General features: G+C 67.6%; 23 protein-coding genes. 18 read left to right on the top strand and 5 right to left on the bottom strand.

What is annotated here, in order from left to right; genetic code table 11:
• Positions 1-62 precede the first annotated feature (62 nt).
• On the bottom strand, positions 63-788 hold the full coding sequence (locus CAL15_RS01855; RefSeq protein ID WP_086077075.1) for a phosphoglycolate phosphatase: 726 nt from the start codon (positions 786-788) through the stop codon (positions 63-65).
• Positions 788-1,492 (bottom strand): ribulose-phosphate 3-epimerase, encoded by a 705-nt coding sequence (gene rpe / locus CAL15_RS01860; RefSeq protein ID WP_420042529.1) that lies wholly within the window; start codon positions 1,490-1,492, stop codon positions 788-790. Before rpe ends, CAL15_RS01855 begins: the two co-directional genes overlap by 1 nt.
• 136 nt (positions 1,493-1,628) lie before the next feature.
• Here rpe and apaG point away from each other — a divergent pair, with 136 nt between their 5' ends.
• Genes apaG through CAL15_RS01885 form a run of 5 tightly spaced genes read left to right on the top strand, consistent with a single transcriptional unit; the run spans position 1,629 to position 6,377 of the window.
• A complete protein-coding gene (apaG, locus tag CAL15_RS01865) occupies positions 1,629-2,003 on the top strand; it encodes a Co2+/Mg2+ efflux protein ApaG (protein WP_086077077.1) in 375 nt (124 codons plus the stop codon).
• Positions 2,004-2,046: 43 nt separating this feature from the next.
• On the top strand, positions 2,047-3,357 hold the full coding sequence (gene mltA, locus CAL15_RS01870; protein ID WP_086080873.1) for a murein transglycosylase A: 1,311 nt from the start codon (positions 2,047-2,049) through the stop codon (positions 3,355-3,357).
• Positions 3,354-4,523, top strand: coding sequence for a UbiH/UbiF family hydroxylase (locus CAL15_RS01875; protein ID WP_086077078.1), 1,170 nt, complete (start codon positions 3,354-3,356; stop codon positions 4,521-4,523). The genes mltA and CAL15_RS01875 overlap by 4 nt, the downstream gene beginning before the upstream one ends.
• A gap of 37 nt (positions 4,524-4,560) precedes the next feature.
• On the top strand, positions 4,561-5,358 hold the full coding sequence (locus CAL15_RS01880; RefSeq protein WP_086080874.1) for a DsbC family protein: 798 nt from the start codon (positions 4,561-4,563) through the stop codon (positions 5,356-5,358).
• A 56-nt stretch (positions 5,359-5,414) separates the two neighbouring features.
• On the top strand, positions 5,415-6,377 hold the full coding sequence (locus CAL15_RS01885) for a D-2-hydroxyacid dehydrogenase family protein (RefSeq protein WP_086077079.1): 963 nt from the start codon (positions 5,415-5,417) through the stop codon (positions 6,375-6,377).
• Positions 6,378-6,399: 22 nt separating this feature from the next.
• On the opposite strand, the gene ttcA is transcribed toward CAL15_RS01885, so the two are convergent.
• Complete coding sequence (gene ttcA / locus CAL15_RS01890) at positions 6,400-7,368, bottom strand: tRNA 2-thiocytidine(32) synthetase TtcA (protein WP_086077080.1); 969 nt, start codon at positions 7,366-7,368, stop codon at positions 6,400-6,402.
• Positions 7,365-7,742 (bottom strand): dihydroneopterin aldolase, encoded by a 378-nt coding sequence (folB, locus tag CAL15_RS01895; protein ID WP_086077081.1) that lies wholly within the window; start codon positions 7,740-7,742, stop codon positions 7,365-7,367. Before folB ends, ttcA begins: the two co-directional genes overlap by 4 nt.
• Positions 7,743-8,015: 273 nt before the next feature.
• Here folB and CAL15_RS01900 point away from each other — a divergent pair, with 273 nt between their 5' ends.
• Complete coding sequence (locus tag CAL15_RS01900; protein ID WP_086077082.1) at positions 8,016-8,918, top strand: NAD(P)/FAD-dependent oxidoreductase; 903 nt, start codon at positions 8,016-8,018, stop codon at positions 8,916-8,918.
• Here CAL15_RS01900 and CAL15_RS01905 read toward each other — a convergent pair.
• Positions 8,915-10,714 (bottom strand): M61 family metallopeptidase, encoded by a 1,800-nt coding sequence (locus CAL15_RS01905; RefSeq protein ID WP_086077083.1) that lies wholly within the window; start codon positions 10,712-10,714, stop codon positions 8,915-8,917. The two genes, CAL15_RS01900 and CAL15_RS01905, sit on opposite strands and share 4 nt — an antisense overlap.
• A 30-nt stretch (positions 10,715-10,744) precedes the next feature.
• Here CAL15_RS01905 and CAL15_RS01910 point away from each other — a divergent pair, with 30 nt between their 5' ends.
• The 12 genes from CAL15_RS01910 (at position 10,745) to CAL15_RS01965 (ending at position 22,296) form a co-directional block, all read left to right on the top strand.
• On the top strand, positions 10,745-11,521 hold the full coding sequence (locus CAL15_RS01910) for an enoyl-CoA hydratase (RefSeq protein ID WP_086077084.1): 777 nt from the start codon (positions 10,745-10,747) through the stop codon (positions 11,519-11,521).
• 275 nt (positions 11,522-11,796) lie between these two features.
• Positions 11,797-13,344, top strand: a complete 1,548-nt coding sequence (locus CAL15_RS01915; protein WP_086077085.1) for a DUF1254 domain-containing protein — start codon at positions 11,797-11,799, stop codon at positions 13,342-13,344.
• Positions 13,345-13,712: 368 nt separating this feature from the next.
• On the top strand, positions 13,713-14,129 hold the full coding sequence (locus CAL15_RS01920; protein ID WP_086077086.1) for an ATP synthase subunit I: 417 nt from the start codon (positions 13,713-13,715) through the stop codon (positions 14,127-14,129).
• Positions 14,130-14,197: 68 nt separating this feature from the next.
• Positions 14,198-15,079 carry a F0F1 ATP synthase subunit A gene (atpB, locus tag CAL15_RS01925; protein ID WP_086077087.1) on the top strand — a complete coding sequence of 294 codons (882 nt, stop codon included), beginning with the start codon at positions 14,198-14,200 and terminating at the stop codon, positions 15,077-15,079.
• 119 nt (positions 15,080-15,198) lie between these two features.
• Entirely contained in the window at positions 15,199-15,441 is a 243-nt protein-coding gene (atpE, locus tag CAL15_RS01930) for a F0F1 ATP synthase subunit C (protein WP_003815363.1), read from the top strand.
• Between the two features lie 134 nt (positions 15,442-15,575).
• The gene (locus tag CAL15_RS01935) at positions 15,576-16,046 is read left to right on the top strand and encodes a F0F1 ATP synthase subunit B (protein WP_086077088.1); all 471 of its coding nucleotides are present in this window, start codon (positions 15,576-15,578) and stop codon (positions 16,044-16,046) included.
• A 93-nt stretch (positions 16,047-16,139) separates the two neighbouring features.
• Complete coding sequence (locus CAL15_RS01940; protein ID WP_086077089.1) at positions 16,140-16,679, top strand: F0F1 ATP synthase subunit delta; 540 nt, start codon at positions 16,140-16,142, stop codon at positions 16,677-16,679.
• Positions 16,680-16,722: 43 nt separating this feature from the next.
• Positions 16,723-18,264 (top strand): F0F1 ATP synthase subunit alpha, encoded by a 1,542-nt coding sequence (gene atpA / locus CAL15_RS01945; RefSeq protein WP_086077090.1) that lies wholly within the window; start codon positions 16,723-16,725, stop codon positions 18,262-18,264.
• A gap of 99 nt (positions 18,265-18,363) precedes the next feature.
• Positions 18,364-19,263 (top strand): F0F1 ATP synthase subunit gamma, encoded by a 900-nt coding sequence (gene atpG / locus CAL15_RS01950; RefSeq protein ID WP_086077091.1) that lies wholly within the window; start codon positions 18,364-18,366, stop codon positions 19,261-19,263.
• 43 nt (positions 19,264-19,306) lie between these two features.
• Positions 19,307-20,707 (top strand): F0F1 ATP synthase subunit beta, encoded by a 1,401-nt coding sequence (atpD, locus tag CAL15_RS01955; RefSeq protein WP_086077092.1) that lies wholly within the window; start codon positions 19,307-19,309, stop codon positions 20,705-20,707.
• Between the two features lie 163 nt (positions 20,708-20,870).
• Positions 20,871-21,296: a F0F1 ATP synthase subunit epsilon gene (locus tag CAL15_RS01960; protein WP_086077093.1), complete on the top strand. Its 426-nt coding sequence runs from the start codon at positions 20,871-20,873 to the stop codon at positions 21,294-21,296.
• A gap of 169 nt (positions 21,297-21,465) precedes the next feature.
• A complete protein-coding gene (locus tag CAL15_RS01965) occupies positions 21,466-22,296 on the top strand; it encodes a helix-turn-helix domain-containing protein (protein ID WP_086077094.1) in 831 nt (276 codons plus the stop codon).
• The last annotated feature ends 13 nt before the right edge of the window (positions 22,297-22,309 follow it).

The raw sequence follows: 22,309 nt of genomic DNA on the forward strand, positions 1-22,309 counted from the left end.
GCCCTGCCTGTCATGGGGTGATGAAGGGGCTGATTCGAGTATCGGCAAACACACTGCGGCGCTCAGTTCGCGCTGACCGTGGCGGCGGTCGTGCTGGACGCCTCGCCGTTCCACTCGGCAATCAGCCGCGCCGCGTCGACCAGCGTATCCACGATCGCATCGACGTCGAGCGCGCTGACGTCCATGCCTTCGTTGTATCCATAAGGCACCGCCAGTACGCGCGTGCCGGCCGCTCTTCCCGCCAGCGCGTCGTTGATCGAATCGCCGATGGTCACCGCCTGCTCCGGCGACACGTCCAGGAGATCGCACGCGTGCAGCACCTGGTCGGGATCGGGCTTGCGGCGCACGCAGGTGTCGCCGCACACCACCACGGGAAAGAAGCCGGCCAGGCCGGTGCGCTCCAGCAGCGGCAGCGTGAATTCGGTGGGCTTATTGGTGACCACGGCCATGCGCAGCCCCTGGCCGCGCATGGCCTGCAGGCCTTGCACCACACCGTCGAACACCACTGCCTTGTCGCCGTTGATGCGATGGTAGTGGCGGAAGAAGGCCTCCCGGCCACGCGCGTACAGGGCCGTGTCGTGCACGCCTCCTTCGAGGTTGCCGGCCAGCGCGCGGCGCACCAGGTTGTCCACGCCCTTGCCCACGAAGGTAGCCACGACGTCCAGCCGCAGCGGCGCCATGCCAAGCTCGACGCGCATGCCGTTGGCCGCGTCGGTCAGGTCGGGAATGGAGTCCAGCAGCGTGCCGTCCAGGTCCAGCAGCACCGCCTCGATGCGCGCGGCGGCCATCAGACGCTCACGCCTTCGCCCTTGGCGATCTGTTCGCGCAGGGTCTGGATGACCGCTGCATAGTCCGGCTGGCCGAAGATGGCAGAGCCCGCCACGAAGGTATCCGCGCCCGCGGCGCGGATGTCGGCGATATTGTCCGCCTTGACCCCGCCATCCACCTCGAGCAGGATGGGTTGGCCGCCGGCCTGCGCCCAGCGGTCGATGCGGCTGCGCGCCTCGCGCAGCTTGGCCAGCGTGGCCGGAATGAAGGCCTGGCCGCCGAAGCCCGGGTTCACGGACATCAGCAGCACCAGGTCCAGCTTGTCCATCACGTAGTCCATGTAGGACAGCGGCGTGGCCGGATTGAACACCAGGCCGGCCTTGCAGCCGTGGCTGCGGATCAGCGTCAGCGTGCGGTCGACGTGGCGGGAGGCCTCGGGGTGGAAGGTGATGATGTCCGCGCCGGCCTTGGCGAACATGGGGATGATCTCATCCACCGGCTCCACCATCAGATGTACGTCGATGGGCACCTGCACGTGAGGCCGGATGGCCGAACAGACCATAGGGCCGATGGTCAGGTTGGGAACGTAATGGTTGTCCATCACGTCGAAGTGGATCCAGTCGGCGCCCGCGGCGACGACGTTGCGCACCTCTTCGCCCAGACGGGCGAAATCGGCGGACAGGATGCTGGGGGCGATGCGGGTAGCGGCCGGGGTCGAGGACATGGCTTTCAGAAGTTCCGGGGGCATAATGTGCAATTATTGTAGTTTGACGCTCCCAGCGCCGGCCCTGGCCGGCCCGAGCCCGTCCACGACCTGCCGAGCGTCGCGCGGCAGGTCCCGCGCCATCCCGGGATATCTTGTGAAACCCTACGACCTGACCGTGTCCGTAACCCCGCGCTTCGTGCCGGAGCAGTCCGATCCCGGTCAGCACCAGTACCTGTTCGCCTACACGGTGCGCATCACCAACTCGGGCGCCAACCCCGTGCAGGTCATCAGCCGGCACTGGATCATCACCGACGGCAACCAGCAGGTGCAGGAAGTGCGCGGGCTGGGCGTGGTGGGACAGCAGCCGTTGCTGGCGCCCGGCGAATCCTTCGAATACACCAGCGGTTGCCCGCTGCCCACGCCGGTGGGCACCATGCGCGGCACGTACCATTGCGTGGGCGAGAACGGCATTCCGTTCGAAGTGCCCATCGCCGAGTTCGTGCTGGCCATGCCGCGCACCCTGCACTGAGCGCAGCGGTCGACCCAGTCTCCACATCTACATGAAGCAGCGTATCGAGCGTCTTTTCTGCACTTCCCTGCTGGCCGGCCTGTTGGCTGCCTGCGCCACCACCGAGGTTCCGCCCGAGGGCATGCCACCCGGCACGCCCACGTCGCCGTCCACGTCCGGCGGGCCGGCCGTGGACGGCCCGCTGACGGTGCCTTCCCTGTCGGCCCTGCCCGATTCCGCTCCTCGTACGCTGGCCGGCCGCTACTCGCGCGCCGCCTGGACCGACCTGCCCGGTTGGAGCGACGACGACCTGTCCGCCTTCTGGCCGCTGTTCCTGCGCAACTGCAAAGGCCTGATGCGGCCCACCGGCGGCAGCCTGGCCGTGCCGGCCCGCGCGACGCCGCGCGCCTGGCAGCCGGTGTGCGCGGCGGCCGCCGATCCGGCACGCGCTCCCGCGGCGGGCGACGGCGCCGCGGTGCGCCGTTTCCTGCAGGCCCACCTGCAGCCCTGGCGCCTGAACGGCCCCGACAACCAGCCCGCCGCCAATACCGTCACGGGCTACTACGAACCGCTGGTGCGCGGCTCGCGCCGACGCGGCGGGCCTTACCAATGGCCGCTGTATGCCCCGCCCGCCGACCTGCTTACGGTCGACCTGGGCTCGGTCTATCCCGAGCTGGCCGGCAAGCGCGTGCGCGGCAAGCTCGAGGGCCAGCGCGTGGTGCCGTACGACGCGCGCTCGGCCATCGAAAGCTCCGATCGCAAGCCGCCGGTGCTGGTGTGGGTGGACGACCCCGTCGACAACTTCTTCCTGCAGGTGCAGGGGTCCGGCCGCGTGCAGCTGATGGAAGGGCCGGATGCGGGCGAGACCATCCGCATGGCCTACGCCGACCACAACGGCCAGCCCTATGTGTCCATCGGCCGCTGGCTGATCGACCAGGGCGAACTGAGCGCCGACCAGGCTTCCATGCAGAACATCCGCGCGTGGGCGCGCCGCAATCCCGCACGCGTGCAGGAAATGCTCAACGCCAATCCGGCCGTGGTGTTCTTCCGCGAAGAGGCCGTGCCGGATGCCTCGCTGGGTCCTCGTGGGGCCTATGGCGTGCCGCTGGCGCCGGGCCGCGCCATTGCCGTGGACACGCGCTTCGTGCCGCTGGGCGCGCCCGTGTTCCTGTCCACCACCATGCCTGCGTCGCAGGCGCCGCTGCAGCGGCTGGTGCTGGCGCAGGATACCGGCACCGCCATCCGCGGCGCGGCGCGCGCAGACTTTTACTGGGGCTACGGCGAAGAAGCCGGACAGCAGGCCGGCCGCATGAAGCAGCGCGGCCAGATGTGGGTGCTGTGGCCCAAACAGGCCGGGGAGCCTTCGGCGCGATGACACACCAGATCGTCGTTTGCGGAGCGGGTATCGTGGGGTTGGCCAGCGCACTGGCCCTGGCGCGTCGCGGCCAGCGCGTGGCCGTGCTGGCGCCGCGCACCACCATCGAGCCGGCGCTGGCCGACACGTATCACCCGCGCGTCTATGCCATCTCGCCGGCCAGCCGCCGTTTCCTGGGCGAGCTGGGCGTATGGGATGCCCTGCCGGCCGGGCGCATCGCGCCGGTGCAGGCCATGGAAATCCATGGCGATGCGGACGGACGCGTCACCTTGCATGCGTGGCAGGCCGCGCAGGAATGCCTGGCCTGGATCGTCGAGTCCGGAGAGATCGAGCGCGTGCTGATCCAGGCCGTGCGCATGTTCGGCATCCCGTGGCTGGACGACCGCTGCACCGCTTGGCGCGACGGCCGCATCGCAACGGCCAACGGCGACACGCTGCAGGCCGAGCTGTTCGTCGGCGCCGATGGCGCCAGCTCGCCGCTGCGCCAATCCGCCGGCCTGCGCCACCAGGCGCGGCCCTATGGCGATACCGGCCTGGTCGTGCACCTCGATGCCGAGCTGCCGCACCAGCACACGGCCTTTCAGTGGTTCCGCGACGACGGCGTGCTGGCGCTGCTGCCGTTGCCGGACACCGCCGACGGTCCGCAGGTGTCGATGGTGTGGTCCATGCGCACGCAGCTTGCCGACGCGCTGCGGGCCTTGCCGCCCGAGCAGCAGGCCATCGAACTCGAGCGCCTGCTGGCGCAGGCCACGCATGGCCGCCTGGGCGGGCTGCGTGTGCGCAGCGCGCTGCACGGCTTTCCGCTGACGCTCGAGCAGGCGCAGATGGTCGGCCCCGGCATCGCCCTGGCGGGCGATGCGGCGCACCGCCTGCATCCGCTGGCGGGCCAGGGCCTGAATCTCGGCCTGGGCGACGTCGAGGCGCTGGCGCGCATCGTGGGCGGGCGCGAGGCCTATCGGCAGGCCGGCGATCCGCGCGTGCTGCAGCGCTATCAACGGGCCCGCGCCGAACCCGTGCTGGCCATGCGCCTGGCCACCGACGGGCTGCATCGGCTGTTCGGCGCGCGTGGCGCGCCCCTGGCCTGGCTGCGCAATGCCGGCATGCAGTGGGTCGACGCGCTGCCTTTCGTCAAACGCCAACTCATCGAAGGAGCATCGCGCAACTGAGCGTCAGTCCGCTCGTGCGCGTGCAATGGGGATCATCATGAAACTTCGCATCGCAGCCAGCCTGGCCGCCGCAGCGTGTGCCCTGGCCATGGCCGGCGCCGCGCAGGCCCAGTCGGCCCCCACGTCCGGCAAGGCGTATTCCACCGACGCGCTGGGCCAGCCCGGCAAGGGCGACGCCTCCACGCGCACGCCGCCCGACCCCGCGGCCGACGCGGTGCGCGACCGGTTCCGCGAACGCTTCACCGGCATGGACGTCACGGCCGTGCGCCGCACGCCCTATGGCCTCTTCGAAGTGCAGCTGGGCATGGACCTGGTCTACACCGACGAGAACGTCAGCTGGGTCATGCAGGGCCCGCTGATCGACGCGAAGACGCGCCGCGACGTCACGGCCGAGCGCCAGGAAAAGCTCAGCGCGATCGCGTTCGAGGAACTGCCGCTGGACCTGGCCGTGAAGCAGGTCAAGGGCGACGGCAAGCGGCGCGTGGCCATCTTCGAAGACCCGAACTGCGGGTACTGCAAGCAGCTGCACCAGACCATGAAGGACCTGGACAACGTCACGATCTACACCTTCCTGTACCCGATCCTGTCGCCCGATTCCACGGTCAAGGCGCGCAACATCTGGTGCGCCGACGCGCCCGCCACTGCCTGGGCCGACTGGATGCTGCGCGGCAAGACGCCGCCCAACAAGTCGTGCGACGCGCCCACCGAGCAGGTCGTCGAACTGGGCAAGCGCCTGATGGTGCGCGGCACGCCCACGCTGTTCTTTGCCAATGGCTCGCGCGTCAGCGGCGCGATGCCCCTGGATCAACTGCAGGCCCGGCTGGACGCGCGCTGATCCGAACGCTCGCCGCCGGCGTCTGCGCACCTACGGGAACCACGGAGACAAATCCCATGCAGATCGCCATCCTGGACGACTATCACGGCGTAGCCGAGCGCTACGCGGACTGGAGCACGCTGGGCCCGCAGGCGCGGGTGCAGGTCTTCCGCGACCCGCTGCCCGCCGGCGCGGCCCGCGTCGAGGCGCTGCGGGATTTCGACGTGATCGTGGCGATGCGCGAACGCATGGCGTTTCCGGCGGAACTGATCGACGCCTTGCCGAACCTGCGGCTGCTGGTCACCACGGGCATGCGCAACAATGCCATCGACACGGAAGCCTGCACCCGCCGCGGCATCGTGCTGTGCGGGGCGCCTGGCAGCGAAGACGGCCACAACGCCACGGCGGAACTGGCATGGGCCCTCATTCTTGCCCTGTTCAAACGCATCCCCATCGAGCATGACAACATGCGTCGCGGCCTGTGGCAGACCGGCATGCCGCTGCTGCTGTCGGGCCGCCGCCTGGGCGTGGTGGGCCTGGGCAAGCTGGGCTCGGCGGTGGCGCGGGTAGGCAACGCCTTCGGCATGGACGTGGTGGCCTGGAGCCCCAACCTGACCGCTGAGCACGCGGCCGAGGTGGGCGCCAGGCGCGTGGACAAGCGCGAACTGTTTGCCACGTCCGACGTGGTCAGCCTGCACCTGGTGCTCAGCGCGCGGTCGCGCCATACGGTCGATGCCGAGATGCTCGCCGCGATGAAGCCCACCGCCTTCCTGGTCAATACCTCGCGCTCGGGACTGGTCGACCACGAGGCGCTGCTGGATGCCTTGCGCAAGGGGCGCCTGGCCGGGGCGGGGCTGGACGTGTTCGAGGCCGAGCCCCTGTCGCCCACCGATCCGGTGCGGGCGCTGGACAACGTGGTGCTGACGCCGCACCTGGGCTATGTCAGCCAGCCCAACTTCGAGGCGTTCTACCGCAATGCGGTGGAGGCCATCGCGGCGTGGGCGGCCGGCAAGCCGATTCGGGTGCTGAACCCGGCCTGATGTCCGCCGATTCGCGGCAGGCCTAGCGGAACACGATGCGCTGTTCGGTCAGCGCATCCGAAGGCTCGTCGCAAGGCTGCGCGCCCGCGTCCTCGGGGTCGACGTGGTCGAAGGCCGTGTCGCCTTCCGGGTCCGCCGCGCCGGTGGGCCTGAGCCCGACGAAGTCGAACAGCTCGCGATCCATCAGGTGCGAGGGCACCACGCGCGACAGCGCGTTGAACACGTTCCAGGAACGGTTCGGATACTTGCGGTCCCATTCCTGCACCATGCGCGTCACTTCCTTGCGCTTCAGGTTCTCCTGCGAGCCGCACAGGTTGCACGGGATGATGGGGAACTGCTTGAGCGCCGCGTAGGCGATCAGGTCGCGTTCGGGCACGTAGGCCAGCGGACGGATCACCGTGTGGCGGCCGTCGTCGGATACCAGCTTGGGCGGCATGCCCTTGAGCTTGCCGCCATAGAACAGGTTCAGGAAGAACGTGCCCAGGATGTCGTCGCGATGATGGCCCAGCGCGATCTTGGTGGCGCCCAGTTCGTCGGCCACGCGATACAGAATGCCGCGCCGCAGCCGCGAGCACAGCGAGCACATGGTCTTGCCTTCGGGAATCACGCGGGTGACGATGGAATAGGTGTCCTGCGTCTCGATGTGGAAGGGCACGCCCAGCGAGCTGAGATAGTTGGGCAGCACGTCCGCCGGAAAGCCCGGCTGCTTCTGGTCGAGATTGACGGCGATGATGTCGAACTCGAACGGCGCGCGCTTGCGCAGCGCCATCAGGATGTCGAGCAGCGAGTACGAATCCTTGCCGCCCGACAGACACACCATGACGCGGTCGCCCGGCTCGATCATGTTGTAGTCGGACAGGGCGCGCGTGGTCTCGCGCGCCAGGCGCTTGGTCAGCTTGTTGCCTTCGTGGCGAGCCTTTTCTTCGGCGGGCGTGCGCACGCGTTCGGCTTGCTGCGAGGCGGACTCGATGGGGGCTTCGATGGCGTTCATGGCAGTGATGTCGCTTGGCGGCTGGTCTGGATCTCGACGCCCACGGCATCGCAATCCGAGAAGGCCATAGGCTTGTTGATGCGCAGCCGCAGCGAACGGATATCAGGAAAATCGGCCAGCAGGCGCTCGGCCACTTGTTCGGTCAGGGTTTCGATCAGGTTCACGTGGGCCTGGGTGCACTCTTCGACGATGGCCTCGCGCAGGCGCCGGTAGTCGAGCACGCTGTGGATGTCGTGGTCGTCCACGCTGCGGCGGACGTCGACGTCGAACTCCGCGTCGATGTGCAGCGGCTGGGTGGCCCGTCGCTCGTGCTCGAGGATGCCGATGCGGGCATCCAGCGCAAGCCGGGAAATGATGATGCGGCGTGTCGCCATGATCGCAACCTGGGTGGGAAGACTGCATTGTAAGGCGGTGGGGCGGCCATCAGCGGGGCGCCTCGGCAGGGCGGCCGCACCAAGCCGCGGGTCCGCCATTGGGCGGCGCTGCGGGCCTGCTGACTACAATCGGTGTCCGGCGATGGCGCGCGCGTATAGGCGCCCCATCGGCGGCACTTTCAGGGCTGTCCCACGCCAGCGGCCGCCGCGCGCGTACAGGCACGGATGCACCGGCCAGGGCCGCACGGGGGCCACTTTCAGGAACACAGGTAAATGCAGCAGGTATACGACGCGGTCATCGTGGGCGCCGGTCCGGCCGGCGCCTCGTGCGCCATCTGGCTGGCGCGGCTGGGCCTGGCGCCCGTGCTGGTCGAGGCCGGCGATCGCGTGGGCGGCCTGGGCAACGACAATCCGTTTCGCGACGACTGGATCGCGGCATTGCCCGGCCTGACCGGCCAGCAGGTCGCGGCCAACATCGCCGAGAGCGTGCAGGCGGCCGGCGTGCCGCTGCATCTGTGCGCGCCTGTCGTGCACGCGCGGCCGTGCAAGGGCGGCGTGGAAGTGACGCTGGGCGGGCAGGCCGAAGGCCTGGCGCTGCGCGGCCGCGCGCTGGTCATCGCCTCGGGCGTGCGCGCCCGCGGGCTGCCCGGACACCCGCCCGCGGCCTCGTGGCCGGGCGTGCTGGTCGGGCCCGGATCGCCCATCGTCGCCCAGGACTACACGGGCCTGTCGGTGGCGGTGCTGGGCGGCGGCGACAACGCCTTCGAGAATTTCGTCTACGTGCGCAACCGCGGCGCGCGCGACGTGCACCTGTACGCGCGCACCGTGCGCGCGCAGCAGCAATGGGTAGTGCGTGCCGGCCGCGAGAACGTGCACGTGGGCCCCTACCAGGTCGACCCCGTCGCGCGCACTGTCGAAGGGCGGCGCTACGACCTGATCCTGGTGTTCTACGGCTGGGAACCGCAGGCCGCCTTCGCCGACGGCCTGCATCTGGCGCGCGGCGAACGCGGCTATATCCAGACCGATTTCGCCACCGCGCAGACCAGCCTGCCCGACGTGTACGCCATCGGCGAGGTGGCGCACCGCATGCACCCGTGCGTGGTCACCTCGATGGCCGATGGCGTGGTGGCGGCCAAGGACATCCAGCGGCGCTGGGAACGCCCCGGCGCGATCTAGCGCGTCGGTGTCGGCGCCGTATCCTCGGCCGCGCTCAGCACGCAATCCAGCGCCGCCGGCGCGGCCAGCCGCACCGTGAAGGCGCGCAGTTCATCGCGGCGGAACACGTGCACGCGCACGCGGTCGCCTGGCCGATATTGCGACAGCAGCACGTCGAGACCGGCCGGCGCGTCCACGCGCAGGCCATCCACCGCCACCAGCACGTCGCCTGCCGACAACCCGGCGCGATGCGCCGCGCCGCCCTCGAGCACGGTGGCCAGCGCCAGGCCCTCGCCCTGCTTGCGCGTGCGCACGTCCATGCCCGGAATAGGTGACGCCGGCTTCCATTGCATCGTGATGCCCTGGGACTGCAGCAGTTCGGCCAGCGGCACGTCGGCCGTGCCGTAGGCATGGCGCGCCACGAAGCGGCGCACGTCCACGCCGGTGGCCTCGCGCACCAGCGCCGGGAAGGCGTCTTCCTCCAGGCCTTGCGGACGGCCGTTGTAGAAATCGCGGCCGTAGCGCTGCCACAGCAGCCGCATGACGTCGTCCAGCGAATGCGCACCGCCGCTGTCGCGGCGGATCAGCAGGTCCAGTCCCAATGCCACCAGGGCGCCCTTGGTGTAGTAGCTGATCAGCGCGTTGGGCGAGTTCTCGTCCTGCTTGTAGTAGCGGGTCCAGGCGTCGAACGAGCTTTCCGCCACCGATTGCTTGTGACGCCCCGGCGTACGCGCCACGCCCGTGATGGTCTTGCCCAGCAGCCGCAGATAGTCGGCCTGCGTGATGACGCCGGCGCGCAGCAGTTGCAGGTCGTCGTAATAAGACGTGAAGCCCTCGAAGATCCACAGCAGCCGCGTCAGGTTGGGCTGCTCTAGCCGGTAGGGCGCGAAGGCGGCCGGCTTGATGCGCTTGACGTTCCAGGTATGGAAGTACTCGTGGCTGACCAGGCCCAGGAAGGTGCGGTAGCCGTCGCCCTGACCCTGCTGCCCCAGCACCGGGAGGTCCTTGCGGGAGGCCATCAGGGCGGTGCTTGCCCGATGCTCCAGGCCGCCATAGCCGTCGCCCGTGACCATCGTCATGAAGACGTAGCGATCGCTGCTGTCGAGAAAGGGCGCGCGCCGCGTGCGCGGCTCGAAGAACGCAATCTGCGTCTCGCAGATGCGGCGCACGTCGTCGGCGATGCGCGCCAGATCGAGCCGCGGCGCCACGCCCGTGAAGACCAGCTCGTGCTCGGCGCCATGCGCCGTGAAGCGCGCCACCTGCGGCGTGCCCATCTCGACCGGATGGTCGATCAGCGCATCGTAGTCCGGGGCGCGGTACAGGCCGAAACCGTGGCGGCGGGCCGCGCCCGCCACCCCGCGCGCCTCGGGCAGGCTGGTGTAAACCTTCCATCCCTCGATGCCCCGCGGCGGCTGCAGGTCCACCAGGCACGGCGACTGGTCTTGTCCCTCGACGCGCAGGAACACGCTGGTGCCGTTGAAGAAGCCGTGGCTTTCATCCAGATGCGCGCCGCGCACGGACAGGTCCCACGCGTAGACCGTGTACTCCACCAGCAGGGGTCCTTCGCACGCCGCGGCCCGCCACGTATGGTTGTCCACTTTGTCGACCGCCACGGGGCGGTTGCCGCAGCGCGCGGCCAGGGCCTCGATCTGGCGGGAGAAATCACGGATCAGGTAGCTGCCCGGAATCCAGGCGGGAAGGGAAAACTGCTGCCCTTGGGGATCGGGGTGGGTGACCGTCAGGGAAACCCGGTAGCGGTGGCCGGCAGGATCATGAGGCTGCAGGCGGTAAATTATGGGGGCGTCGTTCATCCACATATCTTATTTCATCCCTCTCTGGAGACATTCATGAGCGAATCGTTCGTGCTGGTCGAAACTCGCGGCAGGGTCGGCCTGCTGACCCTGAACCGGCCCAAGGCGCTCAACGCCCTCAACGACCAACTGATGGACGAACTCGGCGCCGCGCTGCTGGCCTTCGACGCCGACGAGAACATCGGCGCCATCGTCATCACCGGCAGCGAGAAGGCCTTCGCCGCCGGCGCCGACATCGGCGCCATGAAAAGCTGGAGCTACATGGATGTCTACGGCACCGACTACATCACGCGCAATTGGGAAACGCTCAAGCGCGTGCGCAAGCCGGTGATCGCGGCGGTGGCCGGCTACGCGCTGGGCGGCGGCTGCGAACTGGCGATGATGTGCGACATCCTCATCGCCGCCGACAACGCCAAGTTCGGACAGCCCGAGATCAAGCTCGGCGTCATTCCCGGCGCCGGAGGCACGCAGCGCCTGCCTCGCGCGGTCGGCAAGGCCAAGGCCATGGATATGGCGCTGACCGCCCGCATGATGGGCGCCGAGGAGGCCGAGCGCGCGGGCCTGGTCTCGCGCATCGTGCCCGCCGAGAAGCTGCTGGACGAGGCCATCGAAGCCGGCACCGTCATCGCCTCGATGTCGCTGCCTTCGGTGATGATGGCCAAGGAGTGCGTGAATCGCGCCTTCGAGTCGCCGCTCAATGAAGGGCTGCTGTTCGAACGCCGCGTCTTCCATTCGCTGTTCGCCACCGAAGACCAGAAAGAGGGCATGGCCGCTTTCGCCGAAAAGCGGGCGCCGGCCTTCAAGCATCGGTAAAAGTTGTTACAGCGGCGCTAGCGGGGCCGATACATTTTGCGGCGGCCTTTCGGGCCGCCGCAGGCCGCGTCGGGTCTATGGCGGGGACGCATCGCAATGCGTCAGTCGCGTGTGATCCGGCCCCATATGGCGTTGCCCGTTGAAACCTTTGCGCTGAACTCTGTTGCAGCGGTGCGTCCTATCCTTGATCGGGCAACAATGACGAGCCGGCCCGGCGCAGCACTAGGTCCTCGCCACGGCGCGGCTCTGCTTCCCTCGACAAGCAGGAGCCCCTCATGCGTACTCATGCAATTCCCGCGTCCCGCTGGCAGGCGGCCGCGCTGGCAGGCGTTCTGAGCACGGTCCTGGCGTGCTCGGCCCAGGCCCAGCCCCAGCCCCGGCAGTCCACGCCTCTGTATCCTTCCACCGATTCGTCGGGCAATCCCAAGCCCTCGATGCGCCTGGTGTCCGAAACCCCGGTCCAGGCGCCCGCGGCCGCCCCGGCCATCCAGGTGGCTCCGATGACAGAAGCCGAGCTGCGCGATGCCGCCGTCGACGCCTACATCTACGCCTATCCGCTCGTGTTGATGGAGATGACGCGTCGCGCGTCCACCAATGTGCAGTCGCCGCTGGCCGGCCGCGCGCCGATGAACCAGTTCGGTCATCGCACCGCCTATCCCGATCCGCGCGCCAACGACGTGGCCTGGCCCAGCACCGACGCGCTGTACTCGAGCCTGTGGTACGACGTGAGCCGCGAGCCGCTGATCGTGCAGGTGCCGGCCGCCGGGCAGCGCTACTACATGCTCTCGCTGTACGACATGTGGGCCGACATGTACGCCGCCCGGGGCACGCGCACCACCGGCAACGTCGCCCAGACCTTCGCCATCGTCGGCCCCTCGTGGGTCGGCACGCTGCCGCCCGGCGTGGACACCGTGCGCAGCCCCACCAGCCAGGGCTGGATGATCGGCCGCGTGCATACGCCGACCGCCGGCGACTACCAGGCCGTCAACCAGTTCCAGGCGGGCCTGACGGCGCTGCCGCTCAGCTACTGGGGCAAGGGCAATACCGCCGCGCCCGCCGGCCAGGTGAATCCGGCCTGGGAAGGCCAGGGCACGCCCGCCGAGCAGGTCGCCGCGATGGACGCCGCCAGCTTTTTCACGCTGTTCAATGAGCTGGTGCGCCTGAACCCGCCGCATGCCAACGACTACCCGATGCTCGACCGCCTGCGCCGCCTGGGCTTCGGCCGTCCGCAGCCGTTCTCGTTCGGCGGGCTCGAGCCCGCCGTGCAGCAGGCGCTGACCGAGGCCAAGCCCATCGCCGGCCGCCGTATCGCCGACGGCGTGCACTCGCTGGGCGAGCAGGTCAACGGCTGGACCATCGTGCGCAACGGCATCGGCACCTATGGCACGGACTACACGCGCCGCGCCGCCGTGGCCTATGCCGGCCTGGGCGCCAGCACGCCCGAGGAAGTGCTGTATCCCGTCACGGGCATCGACGATGAAGGCGAGCTGCTGGACAGCGGCGAGGACTACGTGCTGCGGTTCGAGAAGGGCCAGCTGCCGCCGGTCGACGCGTACTGGACGCTGATCCTGTACGACGCCCGCCCCGGCTTCGCGCAGAACCAGCTGGGCCGCTACGCGCTCAGCAGCACCGACAAGCTGGTGTACAACCAGGACGGTTCGCTCGAGATCTACATCCAGCGCGATCCGCCGTCGACCGAGAAGCAGCCCAACTGGCTGCCCGCTCCGCGGCAGGGCAACTTCATGCTGAACATGCGGCTGTATTCCCCGCGCAACACGGCGCTGGACGGCCAGTGGGCCCCGCCGCCGGTGCGCGAGGACTGACTTCGAACAGGGCGGCGCCAGCCGCCTGTGCAGCCGGATCCGGCGGCGCGAGCCGCCCTTGCGGCCCGCGCTTCAGAAGCGTTTACAGGCCGGTTGCCGGTCCGCCCGTGAGGCAGGCTGACAACCGGCTTTCAATTTGCCGCCACTGTCCGAAACAAGCTATACTTCGCGGGTTTGACGCTTGCGGAAAAAGCAAGGGGAGACGCCCACGGGGGTGGGGATCGAACGGGTGAGGATCGAACGGGTGAGGATCGAACTCGGGGATCAAGCCTCGGTATCGCACCTCGTCGCCTCGGGACTCAACCCCACCGCAATGGGGTAGGGCAAGGAAATCAGCCTGCCCTGGTTGGGCCTGAGGGGGCAGCTTCGTGCAAAAGAGTCTGGTTCTAACCGATGCCGATCGTTCGGCGCTCAATGCACGGGCGTGTCGGGAAATTCTCTTGGTTCTGGCCGCTCAAGCGGTGATGGGACTCGCAGCGGCGACGATAGCGGGGATATTTGCGGGGGCGGCTGCGGGGCTGTCGGCTTTACTCGGGGCGGGGGCCTATCTGGTACCCAATGCGCTGTTCGCGCTGCGCCTGCTGGTGAATGTCGCCAAGTCCGCACGCAGCAACCCTTTCGCCTTCCTCTTCGGTGAGTTGATCAAGCTGTTCGCAACGGCGTTGTTGCTGGGGCTCATGTCCTGGCTGGCGCGCGAGTGGCTGGTCTGGCCGGCGGTGCTGCTGGGCCTGATCCTCACGCTGAAGGGCTATCTCCTGCTGCTGTCGTTGCGCAAGCTGTCATAGCAGTATTTAACAATCGTGGTCAGTCCGGGCCGCCAGTCCGGAAAGCACAGCAAAAGGGTGGGTTTCACATGGCTGCAGCCAGCGGCGCGTCGCCTCAGTCCGAGTACATCCAGCACCATCTGGTGCACTTCAACAATCTTGGCGAGAAGCAGACTGCCATCGCCCAGTTCGAAGTCATCAACTACGACTCGCTGTTCTGGTCCATCCTCATGGGCCTCATCGTTGTGTTCTTCCTGTGGTCGGCCGCGCGCCGCGCCACCGCCGGCGTGCCGGGCCGCTTCCAGGCCTTCGTCGAGATGATCGTCGACATGGTCGACGACCAGGCCAAGGGCATCGTGCACAACGCCAAGAGCCGCCTGTTCGTGGCCCCGCTGGCCCTCACGGTGTTCCTCTGGATCATCCTGATGAACGCGCTCGACCTGCTGCCGGTCGACCTGCTGCCGTCCATCTGGCGCCTCACCGGCCTGGGCGCCGAGCACGGCGATCCGCTGTACTACCACCGCGTGCTTCCCACCGCCGACCTGAACGTGCCCATGGGCATGTCGCTGGGCGTGCTGCTGCTGATGTTCTACTACGGCATCAAGATCAAGCACCCGGGCGGCTTCGTCAAAGAACTCTTCACCGCGCCGTTCCACGCGCACGGCTTCGCCGCGCTGCTGCTGGCTCCGTTCAACGTGCTGCTCAACCTCATCGAGTACGCGGCCAAGTCCGTGTCGCTGGGCATGCGGTTGTTCGGCAACATGTTCGCCGGCGAACTGGTGTTCATGCTGATCGCCCTGCTGGGCGGCGCCTGGACCGGCTTCAACGGCACCAGCATCGGGCTGGGCATCGGCCACGTGCTGGCCGGTTCGATCTGGGCGATCTTCCACATCCTTATCGTGCTGCTGCAGGCATTCATCTTCATGATGCTGACGCTGGTGTACATCGGTCAGGCGCACGAAGGCCACTGATTTTTCCGGTTCCTCTGGCGCGTGTCTCGCGGCACGCGCCGGATCGCAAGAGTTTCTTGCATTCAAGCAGTCCCCGTTTTCCAACAATTTGACTTCAGATTTCTAACCAAGGAGTTGTCATGACCAACGTCGCTTTCGTTGCTCTCGCTTGCGGTCTCATCATCGGTCTGGGCGCCATCGGCGCTTGCATCGGTATCGCACTGATGGGCGGCAAGTACCTGGAAGCTTCGGCTCGTCAGCCCGAACTGATGAACGCCCTGCAGACCAAGATGTTCCTGCTGGCCGGTCTGATCGACGCGGCGTTCCTGATCGGCGTGGGTATCGCCATGCTGTTCGCCTTCGCCAACCCGTTCGTCGGCTAAGGCGTCGTCCGCTGCCGTCGGCAGCGGGCTCTGACGCCGGTGTGGGTGCAGGCAACGGCGCCCGCGCCGGCAAAGTATCGAAAGCTCCGAGTCCGCCATGGGCGGACGGAGCGCAAGGTGTCTAAGGAACGACCGTGAATCTGAACGCGACGATCTTTTTCCAGATGCTCGTGTTCTTCGTTCTGGGCTGGTTCACGATGAAATTCGTGTGGCCTCCCCTGACGAAGGCGATGGACGAGCGCCGCCAGAAAATCGCCGATGGCCTGGCTGCTGCCGAGAAGGGCAAGGCCGATCTGGCCCAGGCCCAGGCGCGCGCCAGCCTCATCGAGGCTTCTGCCAAGTCCGAGAACCATGCCCGCATCGTCGAGGCCGAGAAGCAGGCTGCATCGCTGATCGAGCAAGCCCGTCGCGAAGCCGAGGCCGAGCGTGCCCGCATCGTGGCCCAGGCCGCCCAGGACGCTGCCCAGGAAGTGCAACGCGCACGCGATGCGCTGCGCGCCGACGTGGCCGCGCTGGCCGTCAAGGGCGCCGAGCAGATCCTCAAGCGCGAGGTCGATGCACGCGCCCACGCCGAGCTGCTCGACCAGCTCAAGGCCCAGCTTTGATCCGGGAAGGGATGATGACCCCCACGCTCACTATTCGTTCGCTGCCCTCCGACGGAGCTTCGGCCTCCTTCGGGCGGTCGCGCGGAGGCTGACATGGCTGAACTTTCCACTGTCGCCCGTCCGTACGCCGAGGCCCTGTTCGCCACGGCGCGCGACGACAAGGCCGGACTCGAAGGCTGGGCCGTCCTGGTAGACGAGCTGGCCCAGGTCGCCGGCAACCCCGACGTGCGCGAAGCCATGGCCGATCCGCGCCTGGGCGACGCCCAGCGCGTCGAGCTGTTCGCCGGCCTCGTCAAGACCAGCCTGCCGCAGGCCGCGCGCAATTTCATCGAACTGCTGGTCCAGAACGACCGGCTGCTGCTGCTGCCGATCATCTCCAGCCAGTTCATCGCGCTGAAGAATCGTCACGAAGGCACGGCGCAGGCGGATATCACCAGCGCGTTCGAACTCACCGAGGCCCAGGTCAAGGATCTGGTTGCCGCGCTCGAAGTCAAATTCGGTCTCAAGCTGCGTCCGCACGTCACCGTCGATCCCTCGCTGATCGGCGGCGTGCGCGTGGCCGTCGCAGACCAGGTGCTCGATACTTCCGTACAAGCCCAGCTGGCCCGCATGCGCGACAAGCTGGCCGCCTGACGCAGGCCGGCACGCCAGACCAAACAGGATTCCAGGAGTCAATATGCAACTCAATCCCTCCGAGATCAGCGAACTGCTCAAGAGCCGCATCGAGGGCCTGGGCGCTTCGACCGACGTACGCACTCAAGGCACCGTCGTGTCCGTCACCGACGGCATCACCCGCATCCACGGCCTGTCCGACGTGATGCAGGGCGAAATGCTCGAGTTCCCCAACAACGTGTTCGGCCTGGCCCTGAACCTCGAGCGCGACTCCGTCGGCGCCGTGATCCTGGGCGACTACACGGGCGTGTCCGAAGGCGACTCGGTGAAGACCACCGGCCGCATTCTCGAAGTGCCCGTCGGCCCCGAACTGCGTGGCCGCGTGGTCAACACGCTGGGCGACCCGATCGACGGCAAGGGCCCGATCAACGCCAAGCAGACCGACATCATCGAGAAGGTCGCCCCGGGCGTGATCGCCCGCCGCTCCGTGTCGCAGCCGCTGCAGACCGGCGTCAAGGCCATCGACTCCATGGTGCCGATCGGCCGTGGCCAGCGCGAGCTGATCATCGGCGACCGCCAGACCGGCAAGACCGCCGTGGCCGTCGACACCATCATCAGCCAGAAGGGCAAGGGCGTCACCTGCGTGTACGTCGCCATCGGCCAGAAGGCGTCCACCATCAACAACGTGGTGCGCAAGCTCGAAGAGCACGGCGCGCTCGAGTTCACCATCGTCGTGGCCGCTTCGGCCTCCGACTCGGCCGCCATGCAGTACCTGGCCGCCTACGCCGGCTGCACGATGGGCGAATATTTCCGCGATCGCGGCGAAGACGCCCTGATCGTCTATGACGATCTGACCAAGCAGGCCTGGGCCTACCGCCAGGTCTCGCTGCTGCTGCGCCGTCCGCCGGGCCGCGAAGCCTACCCGGGCGACGTGTTCTACCTGCACTCGCGCCTGCTCGAACGTGCCGCTCGCGTGAACGAAGAGTACGTCGAGAAGTTCACCAACGGCGCCGTCAAGGGCAAGACCGGTTCGCTGACGGCCCTGCCGATCATCGAAACGCAAGCCGGCGACGTGTCCGCGTTCGTGCCGACCAACGTGATCTCGATCACCGACGGCCAGATCTTCCTGGAAACCGACCTGTTCAACGCCGGTGTGCGTCCCGCCATCAACGCCGGTATCTCGGTGTCGCGCGTGGGCGGCGCCGCCCAGACCAAGGTCGTCAAGAAGCTGTCCGGCGGTATCCGTACCGACCTGGCCCAGTACCGTGAACTGGCTGCGTTCGCGCAGTTCGCTTCCGACCTCGACGACGCCACCCGCCGCCAGCTCGAGCGCGGCAAGCGCGTGGTCGAACTGCTGAAGCAGCCGCAGTACCAGCCGCTGCAGGTCTGGGAACTGGCCGTGTCGCTGTTCGCCGTCAACAACGGCTACCTCGACGACGTGGACGTGCCGCAGATCCTGGCCTTCGAGAAGGGCCTGAAGGATCACCTGAAGGCCAAGCACGCCGACCTGATCCAGCGCATCGAGGACACGAAGGAACTGTCCAAGGACGACGAGGCCGCTCTGGTCGCCGCTGTCCAGGATTTCAAGAAGCACGGTGCTTTTTAAGGCAGGTCTGATCCGGCCGGCGGACGTGCATGCGTCCGCCGCCGCATAGGACGGAATAGCCCGGCTCAGCCGGCAAGGCCGATTCAACAGGAAAGCGCAATGCCCGGAATCAAGGAAATCCGAACCAAGATCAAGAGCGTGCAGAACACGCGCAAGATCACCAAGGCGATGGAAATGGTCGCCGCATCCAAGATGCGCAAGGCGCAGGACCGGATGCGCGCCGGCCGCCCGTACGCCACCAAGGTGCGCGAGATCGCGGCGCACCTGATGCAGGCCAACCCCGAGTACAGCCATCCGTACCTGGTCCATCGCGAGCCCAAGGCCGTGGGTGTGGTGCTCGTCACCACCGACAAGGGCCTGTGCGGCGGCCTGAACACCAACATCAGCCGCGTCACGCTGTCCAAGCTGAAGGAATTCCAGCAGCGCGGCGTGTCGGTGCAGACCACGGCGTTCGGCAACAAGGGGCTGGGCCTGTTGACGCGCGTCGGCGCCAAGCTGGTCTCGCACGAGGTGCACCTGGGCGACCAGCCCGACATGGGCCGCCTGCTGGGCGCCATCAAGGTGCAGCTGGACGACTACCTTGAAGGCCGCATCGACGCGCTGTACGTCGCGACCACGCGTTTCATCAACACGATGCGCCAGGAACCCGTGTTCCTTCGCCTGCTGCCTCTCGAAGACGGCCTGGAAGATCCTTTCATCCAGGGCGCCACCGACGAGAACCTGCAGATCAAGTCGGAATACAGCTGGGACTACATCTACGAGCCCGACGCCCGGAGCGTGATCGACGCGCTGTTGCAGCGCTACGTCGAAGGCCTGCTCTATCAGGCGGTGGCCGAGAACATGGCGTCCGAGCAGTCCGCCCGCATGGTCGCCATGAAGGCGGCGTCGGACAACGCCAAGAAGGTCATCGGTGAGCTGCAGCTGGTCTACAACAAGACCCGCCAGGCGGCGATCACCAAGGAAATTTCGGAAATCGTAGGGGGCGCGGCCGCCGTCTGAGGCAGGCCGCAACCCGTCACAAGCTATCAAGCAAGGAATCGACATGAGCAACGGAACCATCGTTCAGTGCATCGGCGCCGTGGTGGACATTCAGTTCCCCCGCGATCAGATGCCCAAGATCTACGAAGCGCTCAAGCTCGCCGACGAGGGTTCCTCGTTCGCCGAACCGGGCCTGACGTTCGAAGTCCAGCAGCAGCTGGGCGACGGCGTGGTCCGCACCATCGCGCTGGGCTCCAGCGACGGCCTGCGCCGCGGCATGAAGGTTGCAGGCACCGGCGCCGCCATTTCGGTGCCGGTCGGCGCCGGCACCCTGGGCCGCATCATGGACGTGCTGGGTCGTCCCATCGACGAAGCCGGCCCCATCGCCGCGGAAGAAACGCGCGCCATCCACCAGGCCGCCCCGGCCTTCGACGAGCTGTCGCCTTCGGTCGAACTGCTCGAAACCGGCATCAAGGTTATCGACCTGGTCTGCCCGTTTGCCAAGGGCGGCAAGGTGGGCCTGTTCGGCGGCGCCGGCGTGGGCAAGACCGTCAACATGATGGAACTGATCAACAACATCGCCAAGCAGCACAGCGGCCTGTCGGTGTTCGCCGGCGTGGGTGAGCGTACCCGCGAAGGCAACGACTTCTACCACGAAATGGAAGAGTCGAACGTTCTGGACAAGGTTGCGATGGTGTTCGGTCAGATGAACGAACCCCCGGGCAACCGCCTGCGCGTGGCGCTGACCGGCCTGACGATGGCCGAGAAGTTCCGCGACGAAGGCCGCGACATCCTGTTCTTCGTCGACAACATCTACCGCTACACGCTGGCCGGCACCGAAGTGTCCGCACTGCTGGGCCGTATGCCGTCGGCGGTGGGTTACCAGCCCACGCTGGCCGAAGAAATGGGCGTGCTGCAAGAGCGCATCACCTCGACGAAGACCGGCTCGATCACCTCGATCCAGGCCGTGTACGTGCCCGCGGACGACTTGACCGACCCCTCGCCCGCCACCACGTTCCAGCACTTGGACTCGACCGTGGTGCTGTCGCGCGACATCGCCGCGTTGGGTATCTATCCCGCCGTGGACCCGCTGGATTCCACCAGCCGCCAGCTCGACCCGCAAGTCGTGGGCGAAGAGCACTACCAGGTGGCCCGTGGCGTGCAGCAGACGCTGCAGCGCTACAAGGAACTGCGCGACATCATCGCGATTCTGGGCATGGACGAACTGTCGCCGGAAGACAAGCAGGCCGTGGCCCGCGCGCGCAAGATCCAGCGCTTCCTGTCGCAGCCGTTCCACGTCGCCGAAGTGTTCACCGGCTCGCCGGGCAAGTACGTGCCCCTGGCCGAAACCATCCGCGGCTTCAAGATGATCGTGAACGGCGAATGCGATTCGCTGCCCGAGCAGGCCTTCTACATGGTCGGTACCATCGACGAGGCCTTCGAAAAGGCCAAGAAGCTGCAATAAGCGCTGAGGGTAAGGCCCCCCCCTGCGCGCTGGCGCGCGCCCCCCAGGGGGCGGCACTGGCGGACCGGCAAAGCCGGATCCGCGGTGCCCTGGATCCGGGGACGGGTTCTTTCTTCGGCGAGTGTGGCGTATGCGCCATGAACAACTGATATAAGGATCCTACATGGCTATCCTGAAAGTGGACGTCGTCAGCGCGGAAGAAGCGATCTTCGCCGGTGAGGCGAAGTTCGTCACGCTGCCTGGCGAGTCCGGCGAACTGGGCATCCTGCCCGGCCACACGCCGCTGATCTCGCGCATCCGTCCGGGCACGGTCAAGATCGTGCGCCCGGACAACAGCGAAGAGACCATCTTCGTGGCCGGCGGCATTCTCGAAGTGCAGCCGGGTACCGTCACGGTGCTGGCCGACACGGCCATCCGTGCCGCCGACCTGGACGAAGCCCGTGCCGTGGCGGCGCGCGAAAAGGCCGAAGAGGCCCTGCGCAATGCCAAGGACAAGGCCGACATCGCCGTCGTCGAAGCCGAGCTGGCCATGCTGGCCGCCCAGGCCGTGGCCGCGCGCAAGCTGCGCCAGCCGTCCTCGCGTCATTGAGATCGACCCGGTGGGCATGAGCCCACCGGTCGCTTTCACGCGTCGTGGTCTGCGTAGAGGTTTCTACGCCTTCCCCTTACGTAGTTCCCGCAGTACGTGAACTACGAATATCCATCGGTTCGCGCGATACGTAATCTCTGTTCCTGACATCCGCTCCAGGAACAACGACATGCGCGAAATTCTCGAATGTGCCTTGCTGACCGCGCCTATGGTCGCGAACGGCATTCCCGCTTGGGCGCAGCCCGCCGGCCTGTCCAGCGACAGGCTGCGCGTGCAGGCTCATCATCTTGCCGATGGCGTCTCGCCAGGGGCCGATCCCGCTTCGCTCGTGGCGGCGGCTGCGCTGCACCTGCAACGATACGACGCCTGCCTGCTCGCAATAGAGCCTGGCTCGTTGTCCTGGGCGCGGCTCGCGCTGCTGCGCGCCAGGCCGGTGCTGCGCACGCCGTTGCTGGTGCTGGCACATGAGGTCAAGGCGCCCGCCCTGGCGGATCTGCTCGAACTGGGCGTGGCCGATTTCGTGCGTGCGCCGGTGTGTCCCGACGAGCTTCGCGCGCGCGTCATCCGAGCGGTCGCCCGCAAGGTGCAGGCGCCCCACGCGGACACGGGCTACGACGATCTGCCCGCGGGCGCAGCCATGGCGCACGCGGCCGTTCACGAGCCAGGTCTGTCATACTTGCGCGCCTCGGGCACGGGCTTGCCGGTGCAGTTCATCGGGGGCCGGCGCCGCATGTCGTCTGCCCGCATCGATCACGCCGTGCAGGCCATGCAAGTCGTCGCCCAGCCCGGCGAGCCCTTTCGCCAGGCCAAGGCGCGCGTGGTCGACGGCTTCGAACGCGAGTACCTGCAGCGGGCGCTCGAGCGTCATGGCGGCAATGTCGCCAGGGCAGCCCGCGCCTCGTGCAAGCATCGGCGCGCGTTCTGGGCGCTGATGCGCAAGCACCGCATCGAGGCGGCTCCCTACCGCGCGCGGCTAGCGGATGCCGCTTCCCCCGATTGAGCCGAACGCCTCG

The organism is Bordetella genomosp. 13 (assembly GCF_002119665.1).
Classification (GTDB): Bacteria; Pseudomonadota; Gammaproteobacteria; order Burkholderiales; family Burkholderiaceae_B; genus Bordetella.